Raw genomic sequence first — 24,163 nt, 5'->3', positions numbered from 1 at the left:
CGCTATTTCTTCGCCAGGATCTGCCCGATCCACCGCTGCTTGATGGGTTGCGCGCGATCGATATGTGGGTTTTTGCCTCGGCCTTGCCGCGCTTCACCCATCCTACGTGCCGTTGTGCTTAATCCGCGTAGACGCCTGCCTTGCGGATGACGACGCCCCATTTGTTGATTTCGGATTGCAGCCAGGTTTGCAGGCCTTCTGGCGTCTGCTTCGATTCTGGCACGATGTCGGCGCCCAATTCTGTCATTTTCTGCGTGAACGCCGGGTCTTTCAGCGCCGCGCGCAGCGCCGCGTTGAACTTGTTGATGGCTTCGGGTGGCGTGCCCTTGGGCGCATAGACGCCGTGCCAGACCTTTACCTCAAACCCCTTCAAGCCGGCTTCCTGCAAGGTGGGTGCGTCAGGCAGTGTCTTGATGCGGTCCAGCGTGGTGACGCCGAATAGCTTCACGCGGTCGGCCTTGATCTGCGGGATGGTTTGCGTGGTCTGGTCGCACAGCACATCCACCTGGCCGCCCAGCAGCGCCGTCATGGCGGGGGCCGTGCCGGCATAGGGCACCGTGGTGAACTGCACGCCCAGCGCTTCCTGCAACAGCATGCCGCACAACTGCGATACCGCGCCCAGCCCGGCGTTGGCCAGGTTGATCTTGTTGCCGTTCTCGCGTGCGTACTTGATAAAGCCCCCCATGCCGTCGGCCGGCAAGTCCTTGCGGCCCAGCAAGGTCATGGGCACGTCCGCCACCTGGCCGACGTAGGCGAAGTCCGTCAGCGGGTTGTACGACAGCTTGCGGTAGAGCGCCGGCGCGGTGGCCATGCCGTTGTGGTGGATCAGGAAGGTATAGCCGTCTGGCGCGGCGCGCGCCACGTGCTGCGAGGCCAGCGTGCCGCCCGCGCCGGTGCGGTTTTCGATCACGACACTTTGCCCCAAGGTCTTGGCCATGGAAGCGCCCAGGCTGCGCGCGACCACATCGGTCGGCCCGCCGGCCGCGAACGGAACCACCAGCGAAATGGGATGGTTGGGATAGGCGCCCTGCGCGCTGGCGGAACTCCAGGCAAGGCATGACAGGGCCAGCACGGGCCAGGCTGCGCGCGTTGCCGCGCGCCCGAAGTAATTGGGCATGTCTCGCTCCTTGTGGTTTTTTCTCGTGCCCGCATGCGTCAACGGACGTGCGCAATGCAGGCCGCAACCAGTGTGGCCCGTGTAGCCAAGGATGAGAATTCGCCGTTTCACAAGCCGGGTTTCGGCAAGTGGAAAGGGGGGCGCGGCGGAAAATGCGACGGGGCCACGCAAGCCTGCGCGTCCTGGAAAGCTGCACTTCGTCAACCGCCGTCGCGGTTCAACTCGCCTGGTCTTTGCCCGGATCTTGCGCCAGCACCTGAGGCGTGGGGTAGCTGGGTTCGGGCGCGTTCACGGGTTCAATGCGCAGCGGCTGATGCACGCGGCTCAGAGGCACCAGCGAGCTGGGATCGTCGGGGTTGGTCCAGAGCGGGTCGGGGATCTCGGCGAAAACCTGGCGCAGGCGTTCGCCCCAGGTGCCACGGATCATGCGGAAGTACTCGTTGTTTTCGTCGATGCTGGCAAAGTGCGTGACGCGCAGGGCGTTGGTGTCATAGACCAGCAAATCCAGCGGCAGGCCCACGGAAATGTTCGATCGCAAGGTCGAGTCCATGGAAATCAGCGCGCACTTGGCTGCTTCGTCCAGCGACGTGTCGGGGCGCAGCACACGGTCCAGGATGGGCTTGCCGTACTTGGCTTCGCCGATCTGGAAATACGGGCATTCCAGGCCGGCTTCAATGAAATTGCCCGCGGCGTAAACCTGGAACAGGCGGCAGCGTTCGCTGCCGATCTGTCCCCCGAAGATGATGCTGACGTTGAAGTCCACGCCTTGTTCATGCAGGGCAGGGGCTTCGCGCTGATAGACCTCGCGTACGGCGGCGCCCACGCAGCGGGTGGCCTCGAACAGGTCGGTGGCGGTCCAGATGGTGTCGCCGCCTTCATCATGCTGCCGGGCCAGCGCATGCAGCACGGCCTGGCTGACGGCCAGGTTGCCGGACGTCATCATGACCATGACGCGTTCGCCCGGTCGTTCGAAGACGGTCATCTTTCGGAAGACGCTGATCTGGTCGACGCCCGCATTGGTGCGGGAGTCAGAGAGGAATACCAGGCCAGCGTCAAGGCGGGCGGCTACGCAGTAGGTCATGATCGAAAATTTGGAGAAACCACGCCGCATTGTATTGCGGCGCGGGCGCGGCGGTTATTGCTGGCCGGACGTCTGCACCTGCACGCTGATCTCCATGGATTCCTCGCCGCCGCCGCTGCGCACGCCGCGCACCGGCGAGGCCGAGTCATAGTCGCGCGCCACGGCTAGCCGGCAATGGCTGTCCGAGGCGAACTGGCGGTTGGTGATGTCGACGCTGGTCCAGCCGATGTCGGCCAGCCATACGTCGGCCCAGGCATGGCTGGCCGAGTGTTCGGTGGTGGTGTGCACGTAGCCGCTGACGTAGCGCGCGGGCACGCCCAGGCCGCGCACGCAGGCCAGGAACAGATGGGCGTGGTCCTGGCATACGCCGTGGCCCATCGCCAGGACCTGGTTGGCGGCCGTGGTGACGTCGGTGGTGCCTGGCTCGTAGGCGACCCGGTCGCTGATGGCGTTGGCCAGCGCCAGGATGTCGTCCGGGGTGGTGATGCCGTTGGGCAGCACGCTGCGCACGAAGGCAAGAATGGTGTCGTCGGCTTGCGTCAACGAGGTCTGCACGCAATAGGCGTGGACGGGCAGGCGGCTGTCTTCGCCGCCCAGCAGGCCGCGCGTCAACGGCGCCACCTGCACCTGCCCCACCACGCGCAATTCAATATCGGTGTGGGGGCGGTTCAAGGTCAGCGTGTGCGTGATGTTGCCGTAGGCGTCCACCTGCTTTTCCAGCGCGCCCGGCGCTTCGATGTTCCAGCGCAGCAGGCGCTGGTGCTCGTCGTCGCGCGGGGTCAGGCGCAGGGTCTGGATGCTGTAGGTGACCGGCGCGGTGTAGCGGTAATGGGTGATGTGAGTGATGAACTGTTTCATGGTGCTGTCTCCAGGTTATGCCGACAGCGGAACCAGGAAGTCCTGGCTGATCCGGTTGCCCAGGTCGTTGATGCGGTCCAGGAAGTGGTCCAGGTATTGATGCAGGCCGCTATCCAGGATGTCTTCGACGCGGCCGAATTGCAGCTCGGCGCACAGCATGCCCGCGCGCCGCTGGGTTTCGGTCGAGCGCTGGTTCGACACGCGCGCCAGGTCCTCGGACACCGCGCGCATCGACGCCAGCAGCGAACGCGGCATGTCGGGGTGCAGGATCAGCAGCTCCGCTACGCGGTCGGGCGTGATGACGTCGCGATACACCTTGCGGTAGATCTCCAGCCCGGACACAGAACTCAGCAGCGCAGACCAACGATAGAACTCGCTTTGCAGGGCGGCGGTGCCAGAGGGTTCGCCGCGCGGCTCCATCGTGCCGTTGCTGCCGCGTTCATGGAACTTCACGTCCAGCATCCGGGCGGTGTTGTCCGCGCGTTCCAAGTGCATGCCGATGCGCAGGAAGTACAGCGCCTCGTCTTCGAGCATGGTGCCGATGGTGACGCCGCGCGCCAGGTGCGAGCGGAACTTCACCCATTCGAAGAACTCGCCGGGGTTACGTTCCAACAGGCCGGTATGCAGATGCTTGAGCAGTTCCAGCCAGGTGGTGTTGTACGTTTCCCAGACCTCGGTGGTCAGGCTGCCGCGCACGGCACGCGCGTTCTCGCGGGCGGCGCGCATGCAGGAATAGATCGACGAGGCGTTTTCGGGGTCGCGCACCATGTACTGCAGCACGTCGTGCGGCGAGATGGATTCGTACTTGCTTTGATATAGCCCTTGCAGTTCAGAGATGCGCAGCACGCCCAGCCACGAGCCTTCGCGCGTTTGCGGGTCTTGGGGCAGCAGCGACATTTGCAGGTTCACGTCCAGCATGCGCGCGGTGTTTTCGGCGCGCTCGATGTAGCGGCACATCCAGAACAGGTTGTCGGCGGTACGGCTCAGCATGTTCAGTCCTCCAGAACCCAGGTGTCTTTGGTGCCGCCGCCCTGGCTGCTGTTGACCACCAGCGAGCCTTCGGTCAGCGCCACACGGCACAGGCCGCCGGGCACGGTGCGGATGTCTTTGCCGCACAGCACGTAGGGGCGCAGATCCACGTGGCGCGGCGCCACGCCGGATTCCACGTAGGTGGGCACGGTGGACAGCGCCAGCGTGGGCTGCGCGATGTAGTTGCCGGGGTTGGCGCGCACGCGGTCCTTGAAGGCGTCGATCTCGGCATGGCTGGCGGACGGGCCCACCAGCATGCCGTAGCCGCCGGCGCCGTGCACTTCCTTCACCACCAGTTCGTGCATGTTGGCCAGCACGTGGGAAAGCTCGCTGGGACGGCCGCAGCGCCAGGTCGGCACGTTGGACAGGATGGGTTCTTCGCTGAGATAGAACCGAATCATGTCGGGCACGTACAGATAGGTGGACTTGTCGTCGGCGATGCCGGTGCCGATGGCGTTGGCCAGCGTGACGCGGCCGGCGCGGTAGACCGACAGCAGTCCGGGCACGCCCAGGGCCGAGTCGGCGCGAAACGACAGCGGGTCTAGAAAGTCGTCGTCCAGGCGCCGGTAGATAACGTCCACCTTGCGCGGGCCTTGCGTGGTGCGCATGTAGACGGTGTTCTGTTCCACGAACAGGTCTTGCCCTTCGACCAGTTCCACGCCCATCTGCTGCGCCAGGAAAGCGTGTTCGAAGTAGGCCGAGTTGTACATGCCGGGCGTCAACACCACCACGGTGGGGTCGTCGCCGCCATGTGGGGCCACTTCGCGCAGGTTGTCCAGCAGCAGGTCGGGATAGTGCGCCACGGGTTCGACCTTGATGCGGCTGAAGGCGTCGGGCATCAGGCGCATCGACATCTTGCGGTTTTCAAGCATGTAGGACACACCCGACGGCACGCGCAGGTTGTCTTCCAGCACATAGAACTCGCCCGCGCCGGCCCGCACGATGTCCACGCCGGCGATGTGGCAGTAGATGTCCTCAGCCACATCCACGTCCTGCATTTCAGGGCGGTACTGGGCGTTCAGAAAGACCTGTTCGGCCGGCACGATGCCCGCGCGCACGATGTCGTGGCCGTGATAGATGTCGTGGATGAACATGTTCAGCGCGCGCACGCGCTGCTTCAGGCCGGCTTCCAGGTGACGCCATTCGTCGGCGGGAATGATGCGGGGAATTAGGTCGAACGGGATCAGGCGCTCGGTGCCGGCGGCGTCGCCCGCTACCGAAAAAGTAATGCCGACCCGGCGAAAGCTCAGGTCGGCTTCCAGGCGGCGCACGGCCATGGCTTCAGCCGATTGCTCTTCATGCCAGCGTTCGAACGCCTGGTACTGGGAGCGGATGCCGCCTGCGCCTTCGCGCATTTCGTCATAAGCGGCGGGACGGGATGTTCTGTCCTTCATGGCTCCTCCAATGCGGTGCTTGCTGCCGGCTTGTGGGTGGCCGGCTTGCACGCGGTCAACCCGGCCAATGCTCGGCCGGTCACAAACTAATAAGCAACCTGCGTGCCAGCTTTTGGGGACACGCCTTTGGGGAAATATCCTCTCAAGCGCGCTGAAACACCATCCCCAGGGCGGTTGATGGCACCGCTTTGGTGCGCGCCGCCGGGCGGTTCTGGTGCGTCAGTTCATGCGGAACGTGTGCAGGGTGGTGCCGCCCGTGGTTGCTTGCGAAAGCGGCGCCTCTGGCACCCAGCCGTCCTGGGTCAGCACGGCGTCCAGCGGAAAGTCGTGCGGGGCGGCCTGATAGTCGGCATCCAGCTCGCCGCAGCTCCAGGCGATGCCGATGGTGATGAAGGGGTGGCCGCGGTCGCGCAAGGCGGCCAGCGTGCGGTCGTAGTAGCCCGCGCCATAACCCAGGCGGTCGCCGTGTTCCGTGTAACCCAGCGTGGGCACCAGGACCACGTCCGGCAGCACGTCGGGGCCGGCCACGGGCTCCTGGATGCCGTAAGGGCCGGCGCGAAGCTCGGCATCGGGCGTCCAGGGCAGGAAGGCCAGCGGGGCATTGCGCGCGCGCACCACGGGCAGCGCCACGGCCACGCCGTTTTCCACCCATTGCGTGAGCAGCGGGCGCAGGTCGGGTTCACCGTCCAGGGGCCAGAAGGCGGCCACGGTGGCGGGCGCCTTGCGGCCCGCGCGCAGGGCCTCGTCGCGGGCCACGTTCAGCCAGGTGAACAGCCGCGCTCGCATAAGCAAACCACCTCGGCTGCGCTGGTCTTCGGGCATCTCGGCACGCAGTTTCCGCAATCGCGTACGGTGCTGGACTGCGGTATCCTCTGGAGTATTTTGCGTAGTCATGCAGTGGCTGTAATGGGGGTGGACAATGAAGGCGAAGACGAAGGCAAAAACGAAGGCGAAGCTGCTGGAATCGAGCGTGCAAGGCAGCATGCGGATGTGCATACAGGCGTGCGGCAAGGCCTTGGTATGCCAGTAAATGAGGGACGCGGCATGACACAAGCGCAGCACTCTGGACGGTATCAGAAAACTCGCCGGAAATCCCCGCAAGGCGTGTTTGCACCGATCCCGCGCGCGGGCCTGAGACGCTGGCTGCCCCTGCTGGCGCTTTTCACTGCCGCCTGTGCGCCGGTTGATGCGCAGCAGCGCAACGCCGCCATCAGCGCGCAAGCCCCAACCGCCGCCCAAACCCCCCACTCCGCCCAACCCGTCATTGCCGTGCCGCCCGCCGTGCTGGCCGGCCTGCCGCCCACCGCCGATACGCCCGCCCTGGCCGCCGTGGTCGCCGCGCGCGCCGCCATGAGCCGCAAGCAATGGTCCATCCTGGGCGCCTTGGTGCCGCAGGCCAAGTCCGACACGCTGGGCATGTACCCCGAATACTGGTTGCTGCGTTACCAGCTCTGGACCGTGCCCGCCAGCGCCCGGCCCACCGCCGACCTGCAGCGCTTCATCAGCAGCAACGGCGACGCCTATCTGGCTGACCGCTTGCGTGGCGACTGGCTGCTGGCCGCCGCCCGCAGCGGCGACTTCGACACCGTGCGCAAGCTGGCGCCTGTGAAGAACAGCAATAGCCAGATCGAATGCGCCATTCTGGACGCCAAGCACATGACCGGCCAGCGCGCCACCGCCGAGCAGGCGATGTCCGTGTTCGTGCCGGGCAGCGCGTGCTGGGCGCTGTACGACCAACTGGTGGCGGACGGCGTGTTGGGCTGGCAACAGCTGGAACCGCAGTTGCGCGACGCTATCGAGGACGACAAAACGTCCAACGCGCGCAAGCTCGCGCAGTACATGTTCGAGCCACGCGATCTGAAAACCTACGACGTCCTCATGAAGGACCCGATGAAGTGGCTGACCCGGCAAGACCGCATGCCGGTGGGCCGCAACGAGAAAGAACTCGTGACCATCGCGTTGGCCCGGCTGGCGCGATCGGACGTCGGGGTGGCTGATTCCTACCTGCGCCGTGAATGGGCCAAGTCCATGTCCAAGCCGAATCTGGCCTGGGTGCGTGGGCAATACGCGCTGATCGCCGCGCTGCGGATGGATAGCCGCGCCGACGACTGGTACCACGAGGCCGGTCACATCCGCATGACGGAATACAACGCAGGCTGGAAGGTGCGCGCTGCGTTGCGCCAGCCGAAGATTGATTGGAAGTGGGTCATTGCCTCCATCGACGACATGCCGGCGTCGCAGCGCGACGATCCGTCGTGGGTGTACTGGAAGGCGCGCGGCCTGGCCGCCACCGGCCGCAAGGACGAGGCCAACACCCTGTACGCCAGCATTGCCGACCGCTTTGATTTCTACGGCCAATTGTCTTCCGAAGAGTTGGGTCGGCGCATCAATGTGCCGCCGCGCCCGGCGCCCATCACCGACAGCGAAATCGCCGAAGCGCGCGCCAACCCCGGGCTGCAACGGGCCGTGCAACTGTTCCGCCTGGGCTGGCGCGGCGAAGCGGTGCCTGAATGGAATTTCACGCTGCGCGGCATGAACGACCGCCAACTGATGGCCGCCGCCGAGCTGGCCCGCGCCGAGAACATCTACGACCGCGTGGTCAACACGTCCGACCGCACGGAAAAAGAGTTCGATTTTTCGCAGCGCTTCATCGCGCCATTTGAAGGCCGCGTCACCGCCAAGGCCAACGCCATCGCATTGGACCCGGCCTGGGTCTATGGCCTGATCCGCCAGGAATCGCGCTTCATCATGGACGCGCGTTCGCACGTGGGCGCGTCTGGCCTGATGCAGCTGATGCCGGCCACGGCCAAGTGGGTGGCGGGCAAGATCGGCATGACGGATTTCACGCCGTCCAGCGTGAACGATTTCGACACCAACACCGAACTGGGCACCAACTACCTGAACATGGTGCTGCGCGACCTGGATGGGTCGCAGATGATGGCCAGCGCCGGCTACAACGCGGGCCCGCGGCGTCCGCAGAACTGGCGCGCGACCTTCTCGCATCCCATTGAAGGCGCCATCTTCGCCGAAACCATTCCGTTCAACGAAACCCGCACCTACGTGAAGAACGTGATGTCGAATTCGGTGTACTACGCGGCGATGTTCACCGGTCAGCCGCAGTCCTTGAAAGAACGCCTGGGCAGCATCACGCCGCTGGGCGCCGAGAGCACCGCGGCCCGATGACGCAGGACCCGAAGCACGACCCGGCCATCGAAGGCTTGCAGGTGTATATCGTGGGCGGTGCGGTGCGTGACGCGCTGCTGGGTTTTCCGCCCGGCGACCACGACTGGGTCGTGGTGGGCGCGACCCCCGAAGACATGGTGCGCCGTGGCTTCATTCCGGTTGGCGGTGATTTTCCCGTGTTCCTGCACCCGCGCACCAAAGAGGAATACGCGCTGGCGCGCACAGAGCGCAAGTCCGGCCGGGGCTATAAGGGCTTTACCTTCTATACCGGCGCCGACGTGACGCTGGAAGAAGACCTGCGCCGCCGCGACCTGACCGTCAACGCCATCGCCCAGACGCAAGACGGCGAATTGGTTGACCCGCTGGACGGCGCGGCCGATGTGCGCGCCCGCGTGTTTCGCCACGTGGGAGAGGCCTTCCAGGAAGATCCCGTGCGCATCCTGCGCCTGGGCCGTTTCGCGGCACGCTTCGATGATTTCACCGTGGCGCCGGAAACCCTGGCGTTGTGCCAGCGCATGGTCCAGCAAGGCGAGGCCGATGCGCTGGTGGCCGAGCGCGTCTGGAAGGAACTGTCGCGCGGCCTGATGGCGAAGAAGCCTTCGCGCATGCTGGACGTGCTGCAGGATTCCGGCGCGCTGGCTCGCGTGATGCCCGAACTGCAAGGGGTCAAGGAGGCTGGCGCCGATGTGGACCGCGCGGCAGAGCAGGGCTTGTCGCTGGCGGGGCGCTACGCGCTGCTTTGCCGGCTGACGCCGGAGCGCGAGGCGCTGGGCCGGCGCATGCGCGTCCCCACAGAATGCAATGACTACGCGCGCCTGCTGCCGGAGGTGTTGTCGGGTCTGGATGCGGTGGATTGCACTACGGGCACGCACCAAGGCACGCACCAAGACACGCACCAAGGCGACGCCACCGAAGCGCAGTTGGCGCTGATGGAGCGTGCCGATGCGCTGCGCAAGCCCGAACGGTTTTTTGACCTGTTGAAGACGGCGTCGATCTTGCGGCCGGTGGACATGGCCGGCTGGCAGTCGCGGGTGGACGCCGTGCGCGGCGTGGATGCCGGGGCCATCGCCAAGGCCTGCGCCGGTGACCCGGCCCGCATCAAGGACAGCGTCCGGCGCGCGCGGCTGGACCGGCTGCGCGCGGGCTGAGGCCGGCGGCTACAGCTTGCCCAGGCGGTCGCCGCGCGAGAACCCGGCCAGCGGTTCCGTCATGCCTCGCCCCACCGCCAGCACCTTGAAGAGTTCGCCCATTTCGGCTTCGGACAGCAGCTTTTGCACCGGCGCCACCGCTTGTGCGTATTGCTGCGCATCGGACGGGTCCAGTTGCTCCAGCAGATCCATCAGCCCGGCGTTCATCAGAAAGCGCGCCTGGGATGTGTAACCCAACACCTGCAAATTGGCCTCGAGCGCCGCATCCGCCATGGCCGTGAAATCCACGTGCGCGGTGATGTCCTGCAACCCCGGCGCGGTGAAGGGATCCCCATGCGCGTGATGGCGCAAATGGCACATCAGCGTGCCGCCGGCGCGTTGCGGATGGTAGTACTCGCTGCGCGGAAAGCCGTAATCCACCAGCAGCGCCGCGCCGCGTTCCAGCCAACTGCCCATGGCGGCGATCCAGGCTTCGCCCTGCAGATTGATCTCGGACACGTAGCCGGGCAACGCCGGCATGCGCGCCGCCACGGCCTGCGCCAGCGCGGCCGGCGCGGGCCGATCGCTCCAGACAAAGCCCTGCTGCGCATCCAACGCGACGCCACGCTCCAGCACGGCGCCGTCCTCACCCCAGCAAAACAGGGAAACGGGCATGGCGTCCAGCACCTCGTTGGCCAGCACGCAGCCCGCAAAGGTGTTGGGTAGCGAATCCAGCCATTGCACGCGGCTGCCGAACGAGGCCAGTCTTTCGGCCTGACGCGCGCGCAGGTCGGCCGAGACTTCCAGGATCAGGTATTGCGTCTGGTCCAGCCCCAGCGCGTCCAGCTCGCGCAGCACGCCTTCGGCCAGTGCGCCCGTGCCCGCGCCAAATTCCAGCACCGCCTGCGTTTGGGTCTGGCGCAGCACCTGCGCCGCCTGGCGGGCGATGGTGCGGGCGAACAGCGGCGTCAGTTGCGGCGCGGTGACGAAATCGCCGGCGGGCGTCTTGGCGCCGTCATCCGCATCGGCCAGCTTCACATTGCCGGCCGCGTAGTAGCCCAGCCCGGGCGCATACAGCGCCTCGGCCATCCAATGGTCGAACGGCAACCAGCCACCGTTGGCGCTGATCGTCTTGCGCAAGTGCGCGGCGGTGGCGTCGCTATGCGCCTGGGCGGCGGGAGATAGCGGGGGAAGGTTGGCGGGCGCGGGGCGTTGCATGGTCGAGGAAGGCGTGGTCATGGGTGCATTTTCCCAAAAAAAGAACGGCGACGCTGCGCGTTGTAAGGCGCCCCAAAAACAAACCCCGCGACAGGCGCGGGGTTTGGTGGGGATCAAGCGGGCGATTTAGCCGCGGCGATCAGCCGGCTTGGCGAAGCGCTTGGCGGGGCCGCCGGGGCGCTTGTCAAACGAGGGCTTGGCGCGGAAGCCGCCTTCCGGACGGTCGCCGCCACGGAAGCCGCCTTCACGCGGGGGACGATCGCCGAAGCTGGGGCGGGCGTCACGGTCAGCGCCGCGGAAACCGCCTTCACGGGGAGCGCGTTCGCTGAACGGGCGGGCGTCGCGCTGGGGGCGGTCGCCAAAGCTGGGACGGTCGCCACCGAAGCTCGGGCGGGCATCACGGTCACCACCACGGAAGCCGCCTTCACGCGGGGGACGGTCGCCGAACGGGCGATTGCCCTGGTAGCCGCCTTCGCGTTGGGGACGATCACCGAAGCTGGGACGATCGCTGAACGAACGGGCCGGGCGGTCGCCAAAGGGGCGATTGCCTTGATAGCCGCCTTCGCGCGGGGCGCTGTCACGGTTGCCTTGGTAACCACCTTCACGCGGCTTGAATTCGCCACGAGGAGCGCCGCCTTCACGCGGGCCGCCAAACGAACGGCCTTCGCGGTTGCCTTGGTAGCCGCCTTCATGGCGCGAACCACCGAAACCGCCAGGACGCTTGCCGAACGGCTTGCCGCCACGCGGGGCGCCGCTGCCGCCAGCCGACGGACGCGGCGTGCGCTTGGGTTCCAGGCCGGCGATGGTTTCCGGCGTAATCGTTTGGCCAATGTAGTGCTCGATACGGCGCACCTTGTGGCGCTCGGAGTGCGTGGCCAGCGTGAACGCCAGGCCGCTGCGACCGGCGCGGCCGGTACGGCCGATACGGTGCACGTAGTCTTCGGCTTGCATCGGCAGGTCGAAGTTGACGGCGTGGCTGATGCCTTGCACGTCGATGCCGCGGGCGGCGACGTCGGTGGCAACCAGGATACGCAGTTGGCCGCGTTGCAGTTGCGACAGCGTACGGGTGCGCTGGCGCTGGTTCATGTCGCCGTGCAGGGCGGCGGCGGCAAAGCCTTGATCGGCCAGGCGATCGGCCAGGTCGTCAGCGCCACGCTTGGTGGACGTGAAGACAATGGCTTGATCCAGCTTGGCGTCGCGCAGCACGTGGTCCAGCAATTGCATCTTGTGGCTGGCATCGTCCGCGTACAGCAGGCTTTGCGTGATGTTGGTGTGCTTTTCCTTGGCGCCAGCCATCTCGATACGCTGCGGGTCGCGCATCATCTTGGCGGCCAGCTTGGCGATCGTGCCGTCCAGCGTGGCCGAGAACAGCAGCGTCTGGCGATCTTCCGGCAGGCGGCTGACGATGGTTTCAATGTCTTCAATGAAGCCCATGTCCAGCATGCGGTCGGCTTCGTCCAGCACCAGCGTGTGCACGGTGTTCAGCTTGACGCGGCCCGATTGCAGGTGATCGATCAGGCGGCCGGGGGTAGCGACCAGCACGTCAACGCGACGCGACAGGGCCTTCAATTGGGCGCCGTAGGGCATGCCGCCCACCACGGTGGCGGTGCGCAGGTCAGCCAGCTTGCGGCCGTAGGTGGCCGTGGCTTCGGTGACTTGCAGGGCCAGTTCGCGGGTCGGGGTCAGCACCAGCACTTGCACGCCGACGCCCTTGTTGGCGGGCATCTGGGCAATACGGTGCAGGGCCGGCAGCATGAAGGCGGCGGTCTTGCCGCTGCCCGTTTGCGAGGAAACCATCAGGTCGTGGCCAGCCAGCGCTTGCGGAATGGCGGCAGCTTGGACCGAGGTGGGGGTATTGAAGCCAGCTTCTTGAACGGCCGACAACAGAGCGGGTGCAAGACCCAGAGTTTCGAAAGACATTACTTTCCCTTGCCGCAGACGATGCGACGCAGTGCTTGGTCGGGCCAGGGGATTAGGCGGCCGGATCCAGGCGACGGTTGATGGAGCATCGTGCCGACCGAATCAACCGTGCGCGTGGCGCGTTCTCTTGTACAGATTGGAACGCAGGGCGAAAGGAAAGGAGGTCAGGAATCGATGATAGTTCGGCATGGGGCCCGGGCTAGGTTGCCCGGCGGACTGCAAAAAATGCCGCTAAATCAAAGCGGTAAATGCCGAACTCGTTTTGTGCAGTGCGGCGATCATAACCTGATTTCGCCTTGCAAGGGAATTACTTTTTTGTCCAGCCCCCAATCAATAGGGTTTTTCCCTTGGTTCACCAGCCATGCGTTGGTCATCTGGAAGTGCCCACAGCCCAGGAAAGGGATGGGTGGCCGGCGGGCGGACAGCGGCGAGGGATGGTTGGCCATCAACACCAGGTGGCCATTGTTGTCCGGCAGCAACAAGCGCTTGGCTTGTGCGTGGGCGCCCCACAGCATGAAGACCTTGGGCGCGGGGTCGCGTGCAACCAGCGCGATCAGGGCATCAGTCACCATTTCCCAGCCGCGCTTGGCGTGCGAGGCGGGCTGGCCGTCTTCCACTGTCAGGCAGGTGTTCAAGAGCAGCACTCCCTGCTCGGCCCAGGGGCTGAGGTCGTTGCCGGCGGGGAGAGCGGTGCCCGGGTATTCCTGCGCGATTTCGTTGAAGATGTTGCGCAGGCTGGGCGGGCGCTTGCAGTCATCGGGCACCGAGAACGCAAGCCCTTGTGCCTGGCCGGGGCCATGGTAGGGGTCTTGTCCCAGGATCACCACGCGCACATCCGATGGCGCCAGGCCGTGCAGCGCGCGAAACGGCGTGGCGGGGTACACGACCGCCCCGTCGGCAAGACGCTTTTCCACGTGCGCGGTGGCCGAGGCCAAGGCATCGGCCACGGCGCGTGGCGCGAAAGCCGCAGCCCAGGCGGCGGGAAGTTCAGCCGTCTGGGCGGCAAGGGCGTTGGGAGTCAGGCGGTTATCAATCGGCATGGGCGCGATTTTGGCATAGCGCCCACCCGCCTCGGGGTTTAACGCGCGGCCTCGCTGGAGGCACCATCCGCCGCCGGTGCACCGCTCATGCGCAGCAGCAGGAAGCCCAGCACGGCGGAAAGCAATGAGCCGGTCAGCACGCCGATCTTGGTGGCGTCGACGGTGGCGGCGTCGGTGAAGGCCAGGGCGCCAATGAAGAGGCTCATGGTGAAACCAATGCCGCAAAGCATCGACACGCCGTACACCTGCTTCATCGTTGCATGGCGCGGCAGGCTGGCGATGCCGCTCTTGATAGCCAGCCAGGCGAAGCCGAACACCCCCAACTGCTTGCCCAGGAACAGGCCCAGCGCGACGCCCATGGGCACCGGTTGCGCCAAGCTGGACAGCCCCATGCCCGCGAACGACACGCCCGCATTGGCGAACCCGAAGATCGGCACGATCAGCAGCGCGACGGGCTTGTGCAGGGCGTGCTCAAGGTCGTGCAGGGGGGAATGGGCTTCGGGCTTGCCCTGGTTGCGGGGCCGCAGCGGGATGGTCAGGGCCAGCGCCACGCCGGCCAGCGTGGCGTGCACGCCGGACTTCAGCACGAAATACCAGAGCACGGCGCCGATCAGCAGGTAAGGCGTCAGGCGCAGCACGCCGGCGCGGTTCAGGCAGAACAGGCAGGCCAGCAACGCGCCCGCCATGCCCAGCGCGAACACTTGCAATTCCGATGTATAGAACAAGGCGATGATGATGATGGCGCCCAAGTCATCCAGGATGGCGAGCGCGGTCAGGAAGATCTTCAGCGACGTGGGTACGCGGCTACCCAGCAGCGCCAGGATGCCGAGCGCGAACGCGATGTCGGTCGCGGCCGGAATGGCCCAGCCGCGCAGGGTCTCGGGGCTGCCCAGATTGATCAGTACGTAGATCAGCGCGGGCACCATCATGCCGCCTACAGCCGCCACGCCCGGCAGCACGATGCGGCCGACGCCACGCAGTTGGCCGTCCATTACTTCACGCTTGATCTCCAGGCCCACCAGCAGGAAGAACACAGCCATCAGGCCGTCGTTGATCCAATGCAGCACCGTTTCCTTGAGTACGACGGGGCCGGCTTCGAAGCCCAGCTTGGTCCCCAGTACATCGAAGTAAGCAGGGGCAGCCGGGCTGTTGGCGATGATCAGGGCAACCAGCGCGGCGGCCATGAGCACGTACCCGCCCATCGCTTCGGAACGCAGGAACGCCTGGAGAAAGGAAACGGGACGATGGGGCGTGGCCTGCTGGGTCAATGGGAGTCCTTTGTGTGATTTGTTAACATCGGAAATTGTGCTGAATTTTACCTGAATAGCCTCTCAGGCTGGCGGACGCACGGCGGTGCCACCTTGTAAAAAGCGGAGCAACTGTATGCCAACGTCGGCGAAATTCCATCCTTTCTCAGGAATTTCTGGATAAATGCAAGGGGCGAGCGTAAGCGTCGCTTGCGAATGGACGGCACGCTTTGGGGCCCTTCCATGCGGGCGCTACGGATGACTGCATCACGGATTTCAACTAAATTCCGACCCGCGGTGCGTCTGTCTGTAATAGACATGTCAATTAATTTCTAGAATCAGATTTTTCTTGAACATCTTGCTCAGTTTCTGGCTAGCATCAGCCGGCTGGCAACCTTCGCTAGCCTCCCCATGCCTCTTGATCCTCTTTCCGTGTTGATGTACCAGCCAGCCGATTCCCGGACCCGTCGCCTGGTGGACATCGGTAGCGCGCTGACTCCGCCGGCCGTCCCCACGCCGCATGGCACATACGAAGTGTTGCGCCTGACGCCCAGCATGCGCCTGTTGACCTGGCGGCGCGAGGGTGCCCACTTTGATTTGTCGTGCACTGGCCGAATCCAGGTGTGGACTGGCCAACGGCTGGCGGCGTCCGAGTGCGCCGTTGACTGCCGCACACATGGCGCAGCGGCGCTTGAGCGGGAAGACGTGGCCTATCTGGAAGCCTACCTGTTGGCCCGCGACCGTGCATGGAATACTCCCCGCTCGTCCGGAAATCCCCAGCTCCGATGACTCCTCCCGTCTTTGATTCGCCGACCGACAACGGTGGTGCCCGTTTGCGCATCCTGCATACGGAGGCTGCCACCTCGTTCGGTGGGCAGGAATTCTGCATCTACAAGGAGATGGTTGCGATGCGCGAGCGTGGCCACCATCTGGAACTGGTGTGCCAACCCGGCGCGGAACTGGGCGACCGGCTGAGCCAGGCGGGGTTCACGGTGCACCGCATCGTGATGGATGGTCCGGGCAATTTCCTGCGCGGCGTGGCGTTCGTGCGCAGCTTGTTGCGGCGCGAGCGCTTTGACGTCGTCAACACGCACAGCCGCCGCGACACCGTGCTGGCGGCGCTGGGGGCTCGCCTTGCGGGTACGCCGCTGATCGTGCGGACGCGGCATCTGGCCAAGCCCATCAATTCGCTTTATGCCTATACCTGGTTGGCGCATCGGGTCATTGCCGTCAGCCGGTACGTGCGCAAGCAACTGCTGGACGGCGGCGCGCGGCCGGAATCCGTCGCCACCATCCATTCGCCCGTGGTGCTGCCGCAGGTGCATGAAGACGCATGTTTGCGGCAGGAACTGGGTTTGCCTCCAGACTCCTTGGTCGTGGGTTGCGTGGCGGTCTTGCGTGCCGAAAAGGGGCATGGCGACCTGATCGACGCATTCGCGCAGATTTCCACCCGTTTTCCGACCGCGCACCTGGTCCTGGTGGGCGACGGCATGCCTCTCTTCGAGCAACTGCAGGCCAAGGTGGCGGCGCTGGGACTCGCGCAGCGGGTGCATTTCACCGGTCGGCGCCACGACATCGGCAATGTGTTGATGGCGTTCGACGTTTTCGCGCTGGCGACGCACCGCGAGGCCTTGGGCACTGTATTCATTGAGGCTGCGGCGATGGGCCTGCCCGTCATCGGCACCGACGTGGGCGGCGTGCCTGAAACCATGCAAGCCGGCGTGACCGGCTTGCTGGTGCCGCCGCGCGATCCCGCCGCGTTGGCGGCGGCGCTGGCGTCGCTGCTGGATGACCCAGGCTTGCGGCGTCAGATGGGCGACGCGGGCCAGGAACGCATACGTGGCGAAGGCTTGTTTTCCGCCGAGCGCATTGCGGGCCAGGTCGAACAGGCCTATACGTCGTGGCTGGCTGAACGGGGACGCCTTCGGCGCATGGCGTGATCGGCGCAATGGGCAGAACTGGCAGAACGGGCAGAACCCCATGCCGAGGCCCGGCGCCCGGCCCGACACTCAATGCATGAGTAGCGCGTTCATGCTTTCGACCACGCGATTGCGGTAGCGCGGCAGCAGGGCCTGCGTGCGCGCCTGCCGATCGGTCCATTCCGGGGGCTCCGCGCCGGCGGCGATACGCGGGGCGGCCCAGATCGGGTCCGGAAAGTGGCGGTCGCCGCGCCACCGCGGAATCACATGCCAGTGCAAGTGGGGCACCATGTTGCCTAACGACGCCAGATTGATCTTGTCGGGCGCCAGCACCGCCTGCTGCGCCTCTTCCACGGCATACACCGCGCGCATGAGCAGGTCGCGGCCATGCGTGGACAGGCTCGTCATTTCAGCCAGATGGCCGTTCCAGATCACGCGGGTGAAGCCCGGGTAGTCCGCGTCGTTGACCTCAATGACGCGCAGGTGCGGCCCGCGCCACAGTAGCGAGCCGCCATCTTCCAGGCATAGCGGACAGTTCGGGTCGCGAGCGCTCATGCCATCGCCTTGCGGTATTGGATGAAGCCGGAACGGTCGGCAATGCGGTCATACAACTGCATCGCGTTGGCGTTGGTTTCGTGGGTAAGCCAGTACACCCGCGAGGCATTCGCGGCAGCGGCTTGGGCATAGACGTGTTCGATCAACGCGCGGCCCGCGCCGGTGCCGCGCACGTCCGCGTCCACGTACAGGTCTTGCAGATAGCAGTAGTCGCCCGCCGTCCAGGTGGACCGATGAAAAATCCAGTGCACCATGCCGATGGCGCGACCGCCACTGTAGGCCAGCGCGGCATGCATGGGCTCGGCGGGATCCAGCAGGCGTGCCCAGGTGGTGCGGGTTACGGCGTCATCGATGTTGACGCGGTAGAACTCCTGGTAGCCCTTCCACAACGGCAGCCAGACGTCGAAGTCGGCGGCTACGACAGGGCGGATTTCAAGGGTGCTCATTGCGCGGGTTCTCCTGGCGGTTTCGGATTCAGAGTTGGTCTTCCATGGCTTGGACGATGTGTCGCAGCACTTGCACGCGAGCGTACCGCTTGTCGTTGGCCGACACCAGCTGCCAGGGGGCATGGCCGATGTCCGTGCGCGCCAGCATCTCGTTGGCGGCGGCTGCGTAATCCTTCCATTTTTCACGGTTGCGCCAGTCGTCCGGCGTGATCTTGAAATTCTTGAAGGGCGACTTCTCGCGTTCCTTGAAGCGTTCTAGCTGCACGTCGGCCGTGACCGCCAGCCAGAACTTCAGCACGATCGCGCCGCTTGCCGCCAGTTGTTCCTCGAAGTCGTTGATCTCGCCGTAGGCGCGGCGCCACTGCGCGGGCGCGGTCAGCTTTTCCACACGCTCGACCAGCACGCGGCCATACCAGGACCGGTCAAAGATGGCGATGCGGCCGTGGCGCGGCAGGTGACGCCAGAAGCGCCACAGGTAGGGGCGCGACAGCTCGTAGCTGCTGGGCGCAGAGACGGGTGTGATGTCAAATTGGCGGGCGTCCAGCGCGTGCGTCACGCGCCGGATGGCGCCACCCTTGCCGGCGGCGTCCTGGCCTTCAAAGACCAGCACCAGCGAGCGATCCTGGAATTTCCGGGACCTTGCCGCGCGCGCCAGCCTGCCTTGCAACAGGCCGAGCTCGGATTCGTAGTCGTCCTTGTCGATCTTGGCCTCGTAATCCAGCTTGCCCAGGCGGTCGACGATGCGGGCGGGGCGGGAATGCGCCAGGAACGATTGCGGGATGCGCGGCACGCCGCGCTGGCGCATTGCTGCCAGCACGGCTTCGGCCGTGCGCGCCGAACGCATGTTTTCGTCGGCGCTGGGGATGACGACCCAGGGCGCATGTCCGCTGTCCGTGTGGTTCAGCACCACCTGGCCAGCGTTGCGGATGCGGTCGTATTTCTTATGAACTTTCAGGTCCACGGGGCTGACCTGCCACGAGGTTTCGGGGCTGGCCAGCAGGCGCTGCGCGCGTTCATGCTGGGCATCGGCCGACAGGTGGAACCACAGCTTGACGACCTGCACGCCCTCCATGGCCAGCATGGCTTCAAAGCGCCGGATGGCGGCGGCATGCGCGTCGATATATTCCTGGTTGGGTTTCTTGCGGGCCGCCTCGATCACCAGCGGCGCGTACCAGGACCCGAACACGATGCCGGTGCTGCCCTTGGGCGGCAGGTCTTTCCAATAGCGCCAGAACGGCGGACGCTCCAGCTCTTCGCCTTCGGGCGGGCCATACGCCAGGGTCTTGATGTGACGCGGGTCCATCCATTCGTTCAGCAGATTGATCGTGGCGCCTTTGCCGGCGCCGTCGATGCCCGCCACCACGATCAGCAGCGTCTTGTCCGCCTTTTCCAGGCGCTGGTACTGCGCATTGAGCAGGGCGACACGCAGCCGCGCCTCCAGGGGTTTGAACTCGTCCTTGGACAGGCTGGGGTCGGCTTCGGCTTCTGCGAACATGAGGATCCGTCTGGTCGGCTGTGGGACGGCCGATCTTGAGGGATTCGCCCGCGCCGCGCAAGTCCGCAGCGCCAGGCAAGCGCGGCGCGGAACCTACAGGCTGTCGACCGGAATCTTCAGGTAGCGCACGCCGTTGTCTTCGGGCGGCGGAAAATGGCCCGCGCGGATGTTCACCTGGATCGCGGGAAGAATCAGCGTCGGCATGGACAAGGTGGCGTCGCGCCGCGTACGCATGGCGACGAACTCGTCTTCGCTGACGCCGCTGCGCACATGGATATTGGCGTTGCGTTGCTCGGCCACCGATGTCTGCCAACTGGCGTCGCGCCCGTTAGGCGGATAGTCGTGGCACATGAAGAGCCGGGTGTCGCCCGGCAGGCTCAGCAGGCGCTGGATCGAACGATAAAGCTCGTGCGCATTGCCGCCCGGGAAATCGCAGCGCGCGGTGCCCACATCGGGCATGAACATCGTGTCGCCCACAAAGGCGGCGTCGCCGATCAGGTAAGCCATGTCGGCCGGCGTGTGGCCCGGCACATGGATGGCGGTGGCCTCAAGCTTGCCGATCTGGAAGGTTTCGCCGTCGGCGAACAGGCGGCCGAACTGCGAGCCGTCAAGCTGGAACTCGGGCTCCAGATTGAAGATCTGCTTGAACACCCCCTGCACGGTGCGGATGCTTTGCCCAATGGCGATGACGCCGCCCAGCTTGCGCTGCAGGTAAGGCGCGGCGGACAGGTGATCGGCGTGGGCATGGGTTTCCAGCAGCCATTGCGTTTCCAGCCCGCTTTCACGCACGTAGTCCACCACCCGGTCCGCGCTGGCGGTGCTGCTGCGACCGGACTTCGGGTCGTAGTCCAGAACGGAATCGATGATGGCGCAGGCGCTACCGTCATGCACCACGTAGGTAACGGTAGCGGTGACGGAGTCGAAGAATGCTTGGATATGTGGATTCATGGCGGCCCGCGAATATCAATATATGTATTTAAATAATATTGCTGAATAGTTTATCTGTAAATATAATGATCACTTATTTTTCACGCCAGACTGCCCGCCATGAACGCCTCCCTGACTGAATGCGAACTCGCCGCCTTGCGAGAATCCGCCGCCCAGGCCTGCACGCTGTTGAAAGCGCTGGCCAACGAAGATCGTTTGCTGCTGCTGTGCCAGTTGGTGCAGAACGAACGCAATGTGGGTGAACTGGAATCGTTGACCGGCATTCGCCAGCCGACCTTGTCCCAGCAACTGGGCGTATTGCGCGATGAAGGCCTGGTGTCGACGCGCCGCGAGGGCAAGTACGTCTACTACCAGATGGCCAGCTTCGAAGTCAGCCAGGTCATGAAAACGCTCTCCAGTTTGTACTGCGGCCGCGCCATGGCGTCACTCACATGAACCTGGACTGGTCTTCCTTCACCCCTGTCACGGCCACGATTGGTGGCCTGCTGATCGGCGCCGCCGCCGTGCTGTTGATGGCGGGGGCGGGCCGTGTTGCCGGTATCAGCGGCATTTTGGGCGGGCTGCTGCCGCCCCAGCGCGATGGGGCGTGGCGCTTGGCGTTCCTGGTGGGGTTGTGCGCCGCGCCGTGGCTATACACCTTGGCCACTGCGCTGCCCGCCATCGTGGTCGAGGCCGGCACGCCGCGCCTGATTGTGGCGGGCCTGCTGGTGGGCATCGGCACGCGCTACGCATCGGGCTGCACCAGCGGCCATGGGGTTTGCGGGCTGTCGCGCGGATCGCCGCGCTCGCTGGCCGCCACCGCGCTCTTCATGGCGGCGGGCTTTGCCATGGTCTATGCCACGCGGCATCTGATGGGGGCATGACATGACTGCACTGATCGCGTTCGTATCGGGCTTGGTCTTCGGCCTGGGCCTGATCGTGTCCGGCATGGCCAACCCGGCCAAGGTGCTGGGCTTTCTGGACCTGGCGGGCCAGTGGGATCCGTCCCTGGCATTTGTCATGGGGGGCGCGGTGTTGATCACGGCCGCGGGCTTTGCCGTGTTGCGCCGCCGTCGCGCCAGCCTGACGGGTGAGCCGCTGCGCTGGCCTACCGCTACCCGCATCGACCTGCGCCTGGCATTGGGCAGCCTGGCGTTCGGGGCGGGCTGGGGCCTGGCGGGTTTCTGCCCGGGGCCGGCGTTGGTGGCCGCGGCGGCGGGCGTGCCGCAGGCGCTGATCTTCGTGGCCGCCATGCTGGCCGGCATGGCGATCTATGCCGCGCTTGAAGCGTTAAGAAGCCGGTAGGCCGAGTTGGCCCGCCGGCTTGCAGAACGGCTGCGCCGTTGTTGCTATTGCTGGTTAAACGGCTGCGCTGCTTCTATTCGTAGGTACGTACGTCGTCGATGACTTTGCCGTCGTTGGGCAGGCCGTCTGCGTCCACCCATTCAACGTCCGCGCGCAACTTGGTCACGTCGCGCACCGAGTCCGCGATGCGCTTGGCCAGGTCTTCGCCGCGCACGCGCGATTCCACTTTCAGCACCATGCGGTCCGACCCGGTGCTGCCACTGATGACGAGCCGCGCCCGCAAGATTTCCGGGTGGCGGCGCGCCACGTCCGCCACCTGCGACGGATGCACGAACATGCCGCGCACCTTGGTCGTCTGATCCGCCCGGCCCATCCAACCTTTGATACGGGTGTTGGTGCGCCCGCAAGGCGAAATGCCGGGCATGACCGCCGACAGGTCGCCCGTGCCGAAGCGCACCAGCGGGTAGTCCGGGTTCAAGGTGGTCACGACGACTTCACCGACCTCGCCGTCGGGCACGGGTTCGCCAGTGCCGGGGCGCACGATCTCCACGATGATGTCTTCGCCCAGCACCAGCCCTTGGCGGGCCGGCGTTTCGAACGCGATCATGCCCAGGTCGGCGCTGCCATAGGCCTGATAGCCCTCGATGCCGCGCGCCGCCAGCCAGTCGCGCAGCGACGGCGGAAAGGCTTCGCCCGATACCAATGCACGCTGCAAGGAATCCAGCTTCACGCCCAGTTCGTCCGACTTTTCCAGGATGATCTTCAGGAAGCTGGGCGTGCCCGTATAGCCGCTGGGCGCCAGGTCCTGAATGGCGCGCACCTGCTGTTCGGTCTGGCCGGTGCCGCCCGGAAACACCGTGCAGCCCACGGCGTGCGCCGCCGTTTCCATCATGGAGCCGGCCGGGGTGAAGTGATACGAAAAGCAGTTGTAGGCCAGTTCGCCGGCGCGAAAGCCCGCGGCGTACAGGGCGCGCGCAAAACGCCAGTAGTCAGCGCGCGCGCTTTCCGGTTCATAGATGGGGCCGGGCGAGGCGAAGACGCGCATCGCCTCGCCCCAGCCGATGGCGGAAAAGCCGCCGAAGGTCTTGCCGGGGCCGGTGGGGGCGGCGGCGTCGTCGCGGCTGTGCTGCTGGCGTTCCAGCAATTCATGCTTGCGCAAGACCGGCAGTCGGGCCAGCGCTTCGCGGGATGTGATGGTGGCGGGGTCGACGCCGCGCAGCTGCTCGGCGATAGCCGGCGCGCGGGCCATCGCCCGGGTAATCGCGGCGGGCAAGGCGGCCATCAGCTCGCGCTCGCGTTGCTCGGGCGCTCGGGTTTCCAGGACATCGAAAAACTCGGACATGGGATCGCACCCTCTCGTGTGCCGTACTGCGGTGTCGTTGCAAGCGGCGCCGCCGTGTGTGCCGGCGCTGCTGTTCCAGGGGTCAGGCCAACCAGCGTTTGCGGCGGCGATAGAACTTGTTTTCGCGAAAGCTCTTGCGTTCGCCACTGGAAATACCCAGGTAGAACTCTTTCACGTCCTCGTTTTGGGCCAGGTCCTGCGCGGCGCCGTCCATCATCACGCGTCCGTTCTCCAGGATGTAGCCGTAGTCGGCATAGCGCAGTGCAATGTTGGTGTTCTGCTCCGCCAGCAGGAAGCTCACGCCTTCGCGCTGGTTCAGGTCGCGCACGATTTCAAAGATTTCTTCCACGATCTGCGGCGCCAGCCCCATAGAGGGCTCGTCAAGCAGGATCATGCTGGGGTTGGCCATCAGCGCGCGGCCGATGGCGGTCATCTGTTGTTCGCCGCCCGAGGTGTAGCCGGACTGGCTGGTGCGGCGCTGCTTCAGGCGCGGGAAATACTGGTACACACGTTCCAGCGCCGCGGCGGTGTCGGCGCGGTTCATGTTGCGCGTGTAGGCGCCGGTCAGCAGGTTTTCTTCAATGGTCAGGTGGGCAAAGCAGTGCCGGCCTTCCATCACCTGCACGACGCCGCGCTTGACCAGTTCCGAGGGCGACAGCCGCTCGATGCGCTGGCCACGGTATTGGATATGGCCCTTGGTGACGTCGCCGCGTTCGCCCTTGAGCAGGTTCGAAACAGCGCGCAGCGTCGTGGTCTTGCCCGCGCCGTTGGCGCCCAGCAAGGCCACGATCTTGCCCTCAGGCACTTGCAGGGACACGCCCTTGAGCACCAGGATCACGTGGTTGTAGATCACCTCGATGCCGTTCACGTCCAGCAGCACGTTAGGGACGGCGTTGGGAGTGACGGCGGTGTTTGCAGCGTGTGTTGCAGCGGTCATGACGATTCCTGCGGCGTGGTGGC

At 65.5% G+C, this 24,163-nt stretch carries 23 protein-coding genes; 7 read left to right on the top strand and 16 right to left on the bottom strand.

Features of this window, described 5'->3' with window-relative positions:
• Nucleotides 1-118 precede the first annotated feature (118 nt).
• The 6 genes from P8T11_RS18585 to P8T11_RS18560 form a co-directional block, all read right to left on the bottom strand.
• Nucleotides 119-1,117 carry a tripartite tricarboxylate transporter substrate-binding protein gene (locus tag P8T11_RS18585; protein WP_268080599.1) on the bottom strand — a complete coding sequence of 333 codons (999 nt, stop codon included), beginning with the start codon at nt 1,115-1,117 and terminating at the stop codon, nt 119-121.
• A gap of 217 nt (nt 1,118-1,334) precedes the next feature.
• Nucleotides 1,335-2,198: a proteasome-type protease gene (locus P8T11_RS18580; RefSeq protein WP_268080600.1), complete on the bottom strand. Its 864-nt coding sequence runs from the start codon at nt 2,196-2,198 to the stop codon at nt 1,335-1,337.
• Between the two features lie 54 nt (nt 2,199-2,252).
• Nucleotides 2,253-3,056, bottom strand: a complete 804-nt coding sequence (locus P8T11_RS18575) for a transglutaminase family protein (protein WP_050446175.1) — start codon at nt 3,054-3,056, stop codon at nt 2,253-2,255.
• Between the two features lie 15 nt (nt 3,057-3,071).
• Nucleotides 3,072-4,046, bottom strand: coding sequence for an alpha-E domain-containing protein (locus tag P8T11_RS18570; protein ID WP_268080601.1), 975 nt, complete (start codon nt 4,044-4,046; stop codon nt 3,072-3,074).
• Between the two features lie 2 nt (nt 4,047-4,048).
• A complete protein-coding gene (locus P8T11_RS18565) occupies nt 4,049-5,479 on the bottom strand; it encodes a circularly permuted type 2 ATP-grasp protein (RefSeq protein WP_268080602.1) in 1,431 nt (476 codons plus the stop codon).
• 219 nt (nt 5,480-5,698) lie between these two features.
• Nucleotides 5,699-6,373, bottom strand: a complete 675-nt coding sequence (locus P8T11_RS18560; RefSeq protein ID WP_268080603.1) for a 5-formyltetrahydrofolate cyclo-ligase — start codon at nt 6,371-6,373, stop codon at nt 5,699-5,701.
• A 150-nt stretch (nt 6,374-6,523) separates the two neighbouring features.
• On the opposite strand from P8T11_RS18560, the gene P8T11_RS18555 reads away from it, so the two are divergent.
• Nucleotides 6,524-8,662: a lytic transglycosylase domain-containing protein gene (locus P8T11_RS18555; protein ID WP_268080604.1), complete on the top strand. Its 2,139-nt coding sequence runs from the start codon at nt 6,524-6,526 to the stop codon at nt 8,660-8,662.
• Complete coding sequence (locus P8T11_RS18550; RefSeq protein ID WP_268080605.1) at nt 8,659-9,810, top strand: CCA tRNA nucleotidyltransferase; 1,152 nt, start codon at nt 8,659-8,661, stop codon at nt 9,808-9,810. The genes P8T11_RS18555 and P8T11_RS18550 overlap by 4 nt, the downstream gene beginning before the upstream one ends.
• A gap of 9 nt (nt 9,811-9,819) precedes the next feature.
• Here P8T11_RS18550 and P8T11_RS18545 read toward each other — a convergent pair whose 3' ends face one another.
• The 4 genes from P8T11_RS18545 to nhaA form a co-directional block, all read right to left on the bottom strand.
• Complete coding sequence (locus tag P8T11_RS18545) at nt 9,820-11,007, bottom strand: class I SAM-dependent methyltransferase (RefSeq protein ID WP_268082329.1); 1,188 nt, start codon at nt 11,005-11,007, stop codon at nt 9,820-9,822.
• 126 nt (nt 11,008-11,133) lie between these two features.
• A complete protein-coding gene (locus tag P8T11_RS18540) occupies nt 11,134-12,927 on the bottom strand; it encodes a DEAD/DEAH box helicase (RefSeq protein WP_268080606.1) in 1,794 nt (597 codons plus the stop codon).
• 278 nt (nt 12,928-13,205) lie between these two features.
• The gene (locus P8T11_RS18535; protein ID WP_268080607.1) at nt 13,206-13,967 is read right to left on the bottom strand and encodes a uracil-DNA glycosylase; all 762 of its coding nucleotides are present in this window, start codon (nt 13,965-13,967) and stop codon (nt 13,206-13,208) included.
• 38 nt (nt 13,968-14,005) lie between these two features.
• Complete coding sequence (gene nhaA / locus P8T11_RS18530; protein WP_268080608.1) at nt 14,006-15,235, bottom strand: Na+/H+ antiporter NhaA; 1,230 nt, start codon at nt 15,233-15,235, stop codon at nt 14,006-14,008.
• 390 nt (nt 15,236-15,625) lie between these two features.
• On the opposite strand from nhaA, the gene P8T11_RS18525 reads away from it, so the two are divergent.
• Nucleotides 15,626-16,003, top strand: a complete 378-nt coding sequence (locus tag P8T11_RS18525; RefSeq protein ID WP_268080609.1) for a hydrogenase — start codon at nt 15,626-15,628, stop codon at nt 16,001-16,003.
• Entirely contained in the window at nt 16,000-17,154 is a 1,155-nt protein-coding gene (locus tag P8T11_RS18520; protein ID WP_268080610.1) for a glycosyltransferase, read from the top strand. Before P8T11_RS18525 ends, P8T11_RS18520 begins: the two co-directional genes overlap by 4 nt.
• A gap of 69 nt (nt 17,155-17,223) precedes the next feature.
• On the opposite strand, the gene P8T11_RS18515 is transcribed toward P8T11_RS18520, so the two are convergent.
• From P8T11_RS18515 to P8T11_RS18500, 4 genes are all read right to left on the bottom strand, one after another.
• Nucleotides 17,224-17,688 carry an HIT family protein gene (locus P8T11_RS18515; protein ID WP_268080611.1) on the bottom strand — a complete coding sequence of 155 codons (465 nt, stop codon included), beginning with the start codon at nt 17,686-17,688 and terminating at the stop codon, nt 17,224-17,226.
• Nucleotides 17,685-18,134: a GNAT family N-acetyltransferase gene (locus P8T11_RS18510; RefSeq protein WP_268080612.1), complete on the bottom strand. Its 450-nt coding sequence runs from the start codon at nt 18,132-18,134 to the stop codon at nt 17,685-17,687. Before P8T11_RS18510 ends, P8T11_RS18515 begins: the two co-directional genes overlap by 4 nt.
• Before the next feature lie 28 nt (nt 18,135-18,162).
• Nucleotides 18,163-19,629, bottom strand: coding sequence for a polyphosphate:AMP phosphotransferase (pap, locus tag P8T11_RS18505; RefSeq protein ID WP_268080613.1), 1,467 nt, complete (start codon nt 19,627-19,629; stop codon nt 18,163-18,165).
• A 93-nt stretch (nt 19,630-19,722) separates the two neighbouring features.
• A complete protein-coding gene (locus P8T11_RS18500; RefSeq protein ID WP_268080614.1) occupies nt 19,723-20,577 on the bottom strand; it encodes an MBL fold metallo-hydrolase in 855 nt (284 codons plus the stop codon).
• 99 nt (nt 20,578-20,676) lie between these two features.
• Here P8T11_RS18500 and P8T11_RS18495 point away from each other — a divergent pair, with 99 nt between their 5' ends.
• The 3 genes from P8T11_RS18495 to P8T11_RS18485 are packed head-to-tail and all read left to right on the top strand — an operon-like array spanning nt 20,677 to nt 21,861.
• Nucleotides 20,677-21,012, top strand: a complete 336-nt coding sequence (locus P8T11_RS18495) for an ArsR/SmtB family transcription factor (protein ID WP_268080615.1) — start codon at nt 20,677-20,679, stop codon at nt 21,010-21,012.
• Entirely contained in the window at nt 21,009-21,440 is a 432-nt protein-coding gene (locus P8T11_RS18490; RefSeq protein ID WP_268080616.1) for a YeeE/YedE family protein, read from the top strand. The genes P8T11_RS18495 and P8T11_RS18490 overlap by 4 nt, the downstream gene beginning before the upstream one ends.
• A gap of 1 nt (nt 21,441) precedes the next feature.
• Nucleotides 21,442-21,861: a YeeE/YedE family protein gene (locus P8T11_RS18485; protein WP_268080617.1), complete on the top strand. Its 420-nt coding sequence runs from the start codon at nt 21,442-21,444 to the stop codon at nt 21,859-21,861.
• 73 nt (nt 21,862-21,934) lie between these two features.
• Here the strand turns inward: P8T11_RS18485 and P8T11_RS18480 are convergent, their stop codons facing one another.
• Both P8T11_RS18480 and P8T11_RS18475 read right to left on the bottom strand, forming a co-directional pair.
• Nucleotides 21,935-23,203 carry a phenylacetate--CoA ligase family protein gene (locus tag P8T11_RS18480; protein WP_268080618.1) on the bottom strand — a complete coding sequence of 423 codons (1,269 nt, stop codon included), beginning with the start codon at nt 23,201-23,203 and terminating at the stop codon, nt 21,935-21,937.
• Nucleotides 23,204-23,285: 82 nt separating this feature from the next.
• Nucleotides 23,286-24,140 (bottom strand): ABC transporter ATP-binding protein, encoded by an 855-nt coding sequence (locus tag P8T11_RS18475; RefSeq protein WP_268080619.1) that lies wholly within the window; start codon nt 24,138-24,140, stop codon nt 23,286-23,288.
• Nucleotides 24,141-24,163 lie beyond the last annotated feature (23 nt).

This window comes from Achromobacter spanius (assembly GCF_029637605.1).
GTDB lineage: Bacteria > Pseudomonadota > Gammaproteobacteria > Burkholderiales > Burkholderiaceae_B > Achromobacter > Achromobacter spanius_E.
Note: the sequence above shows the minus strand (reverse complement) of the source record. Positions and strands in the feature narration are given on the sequence as shown.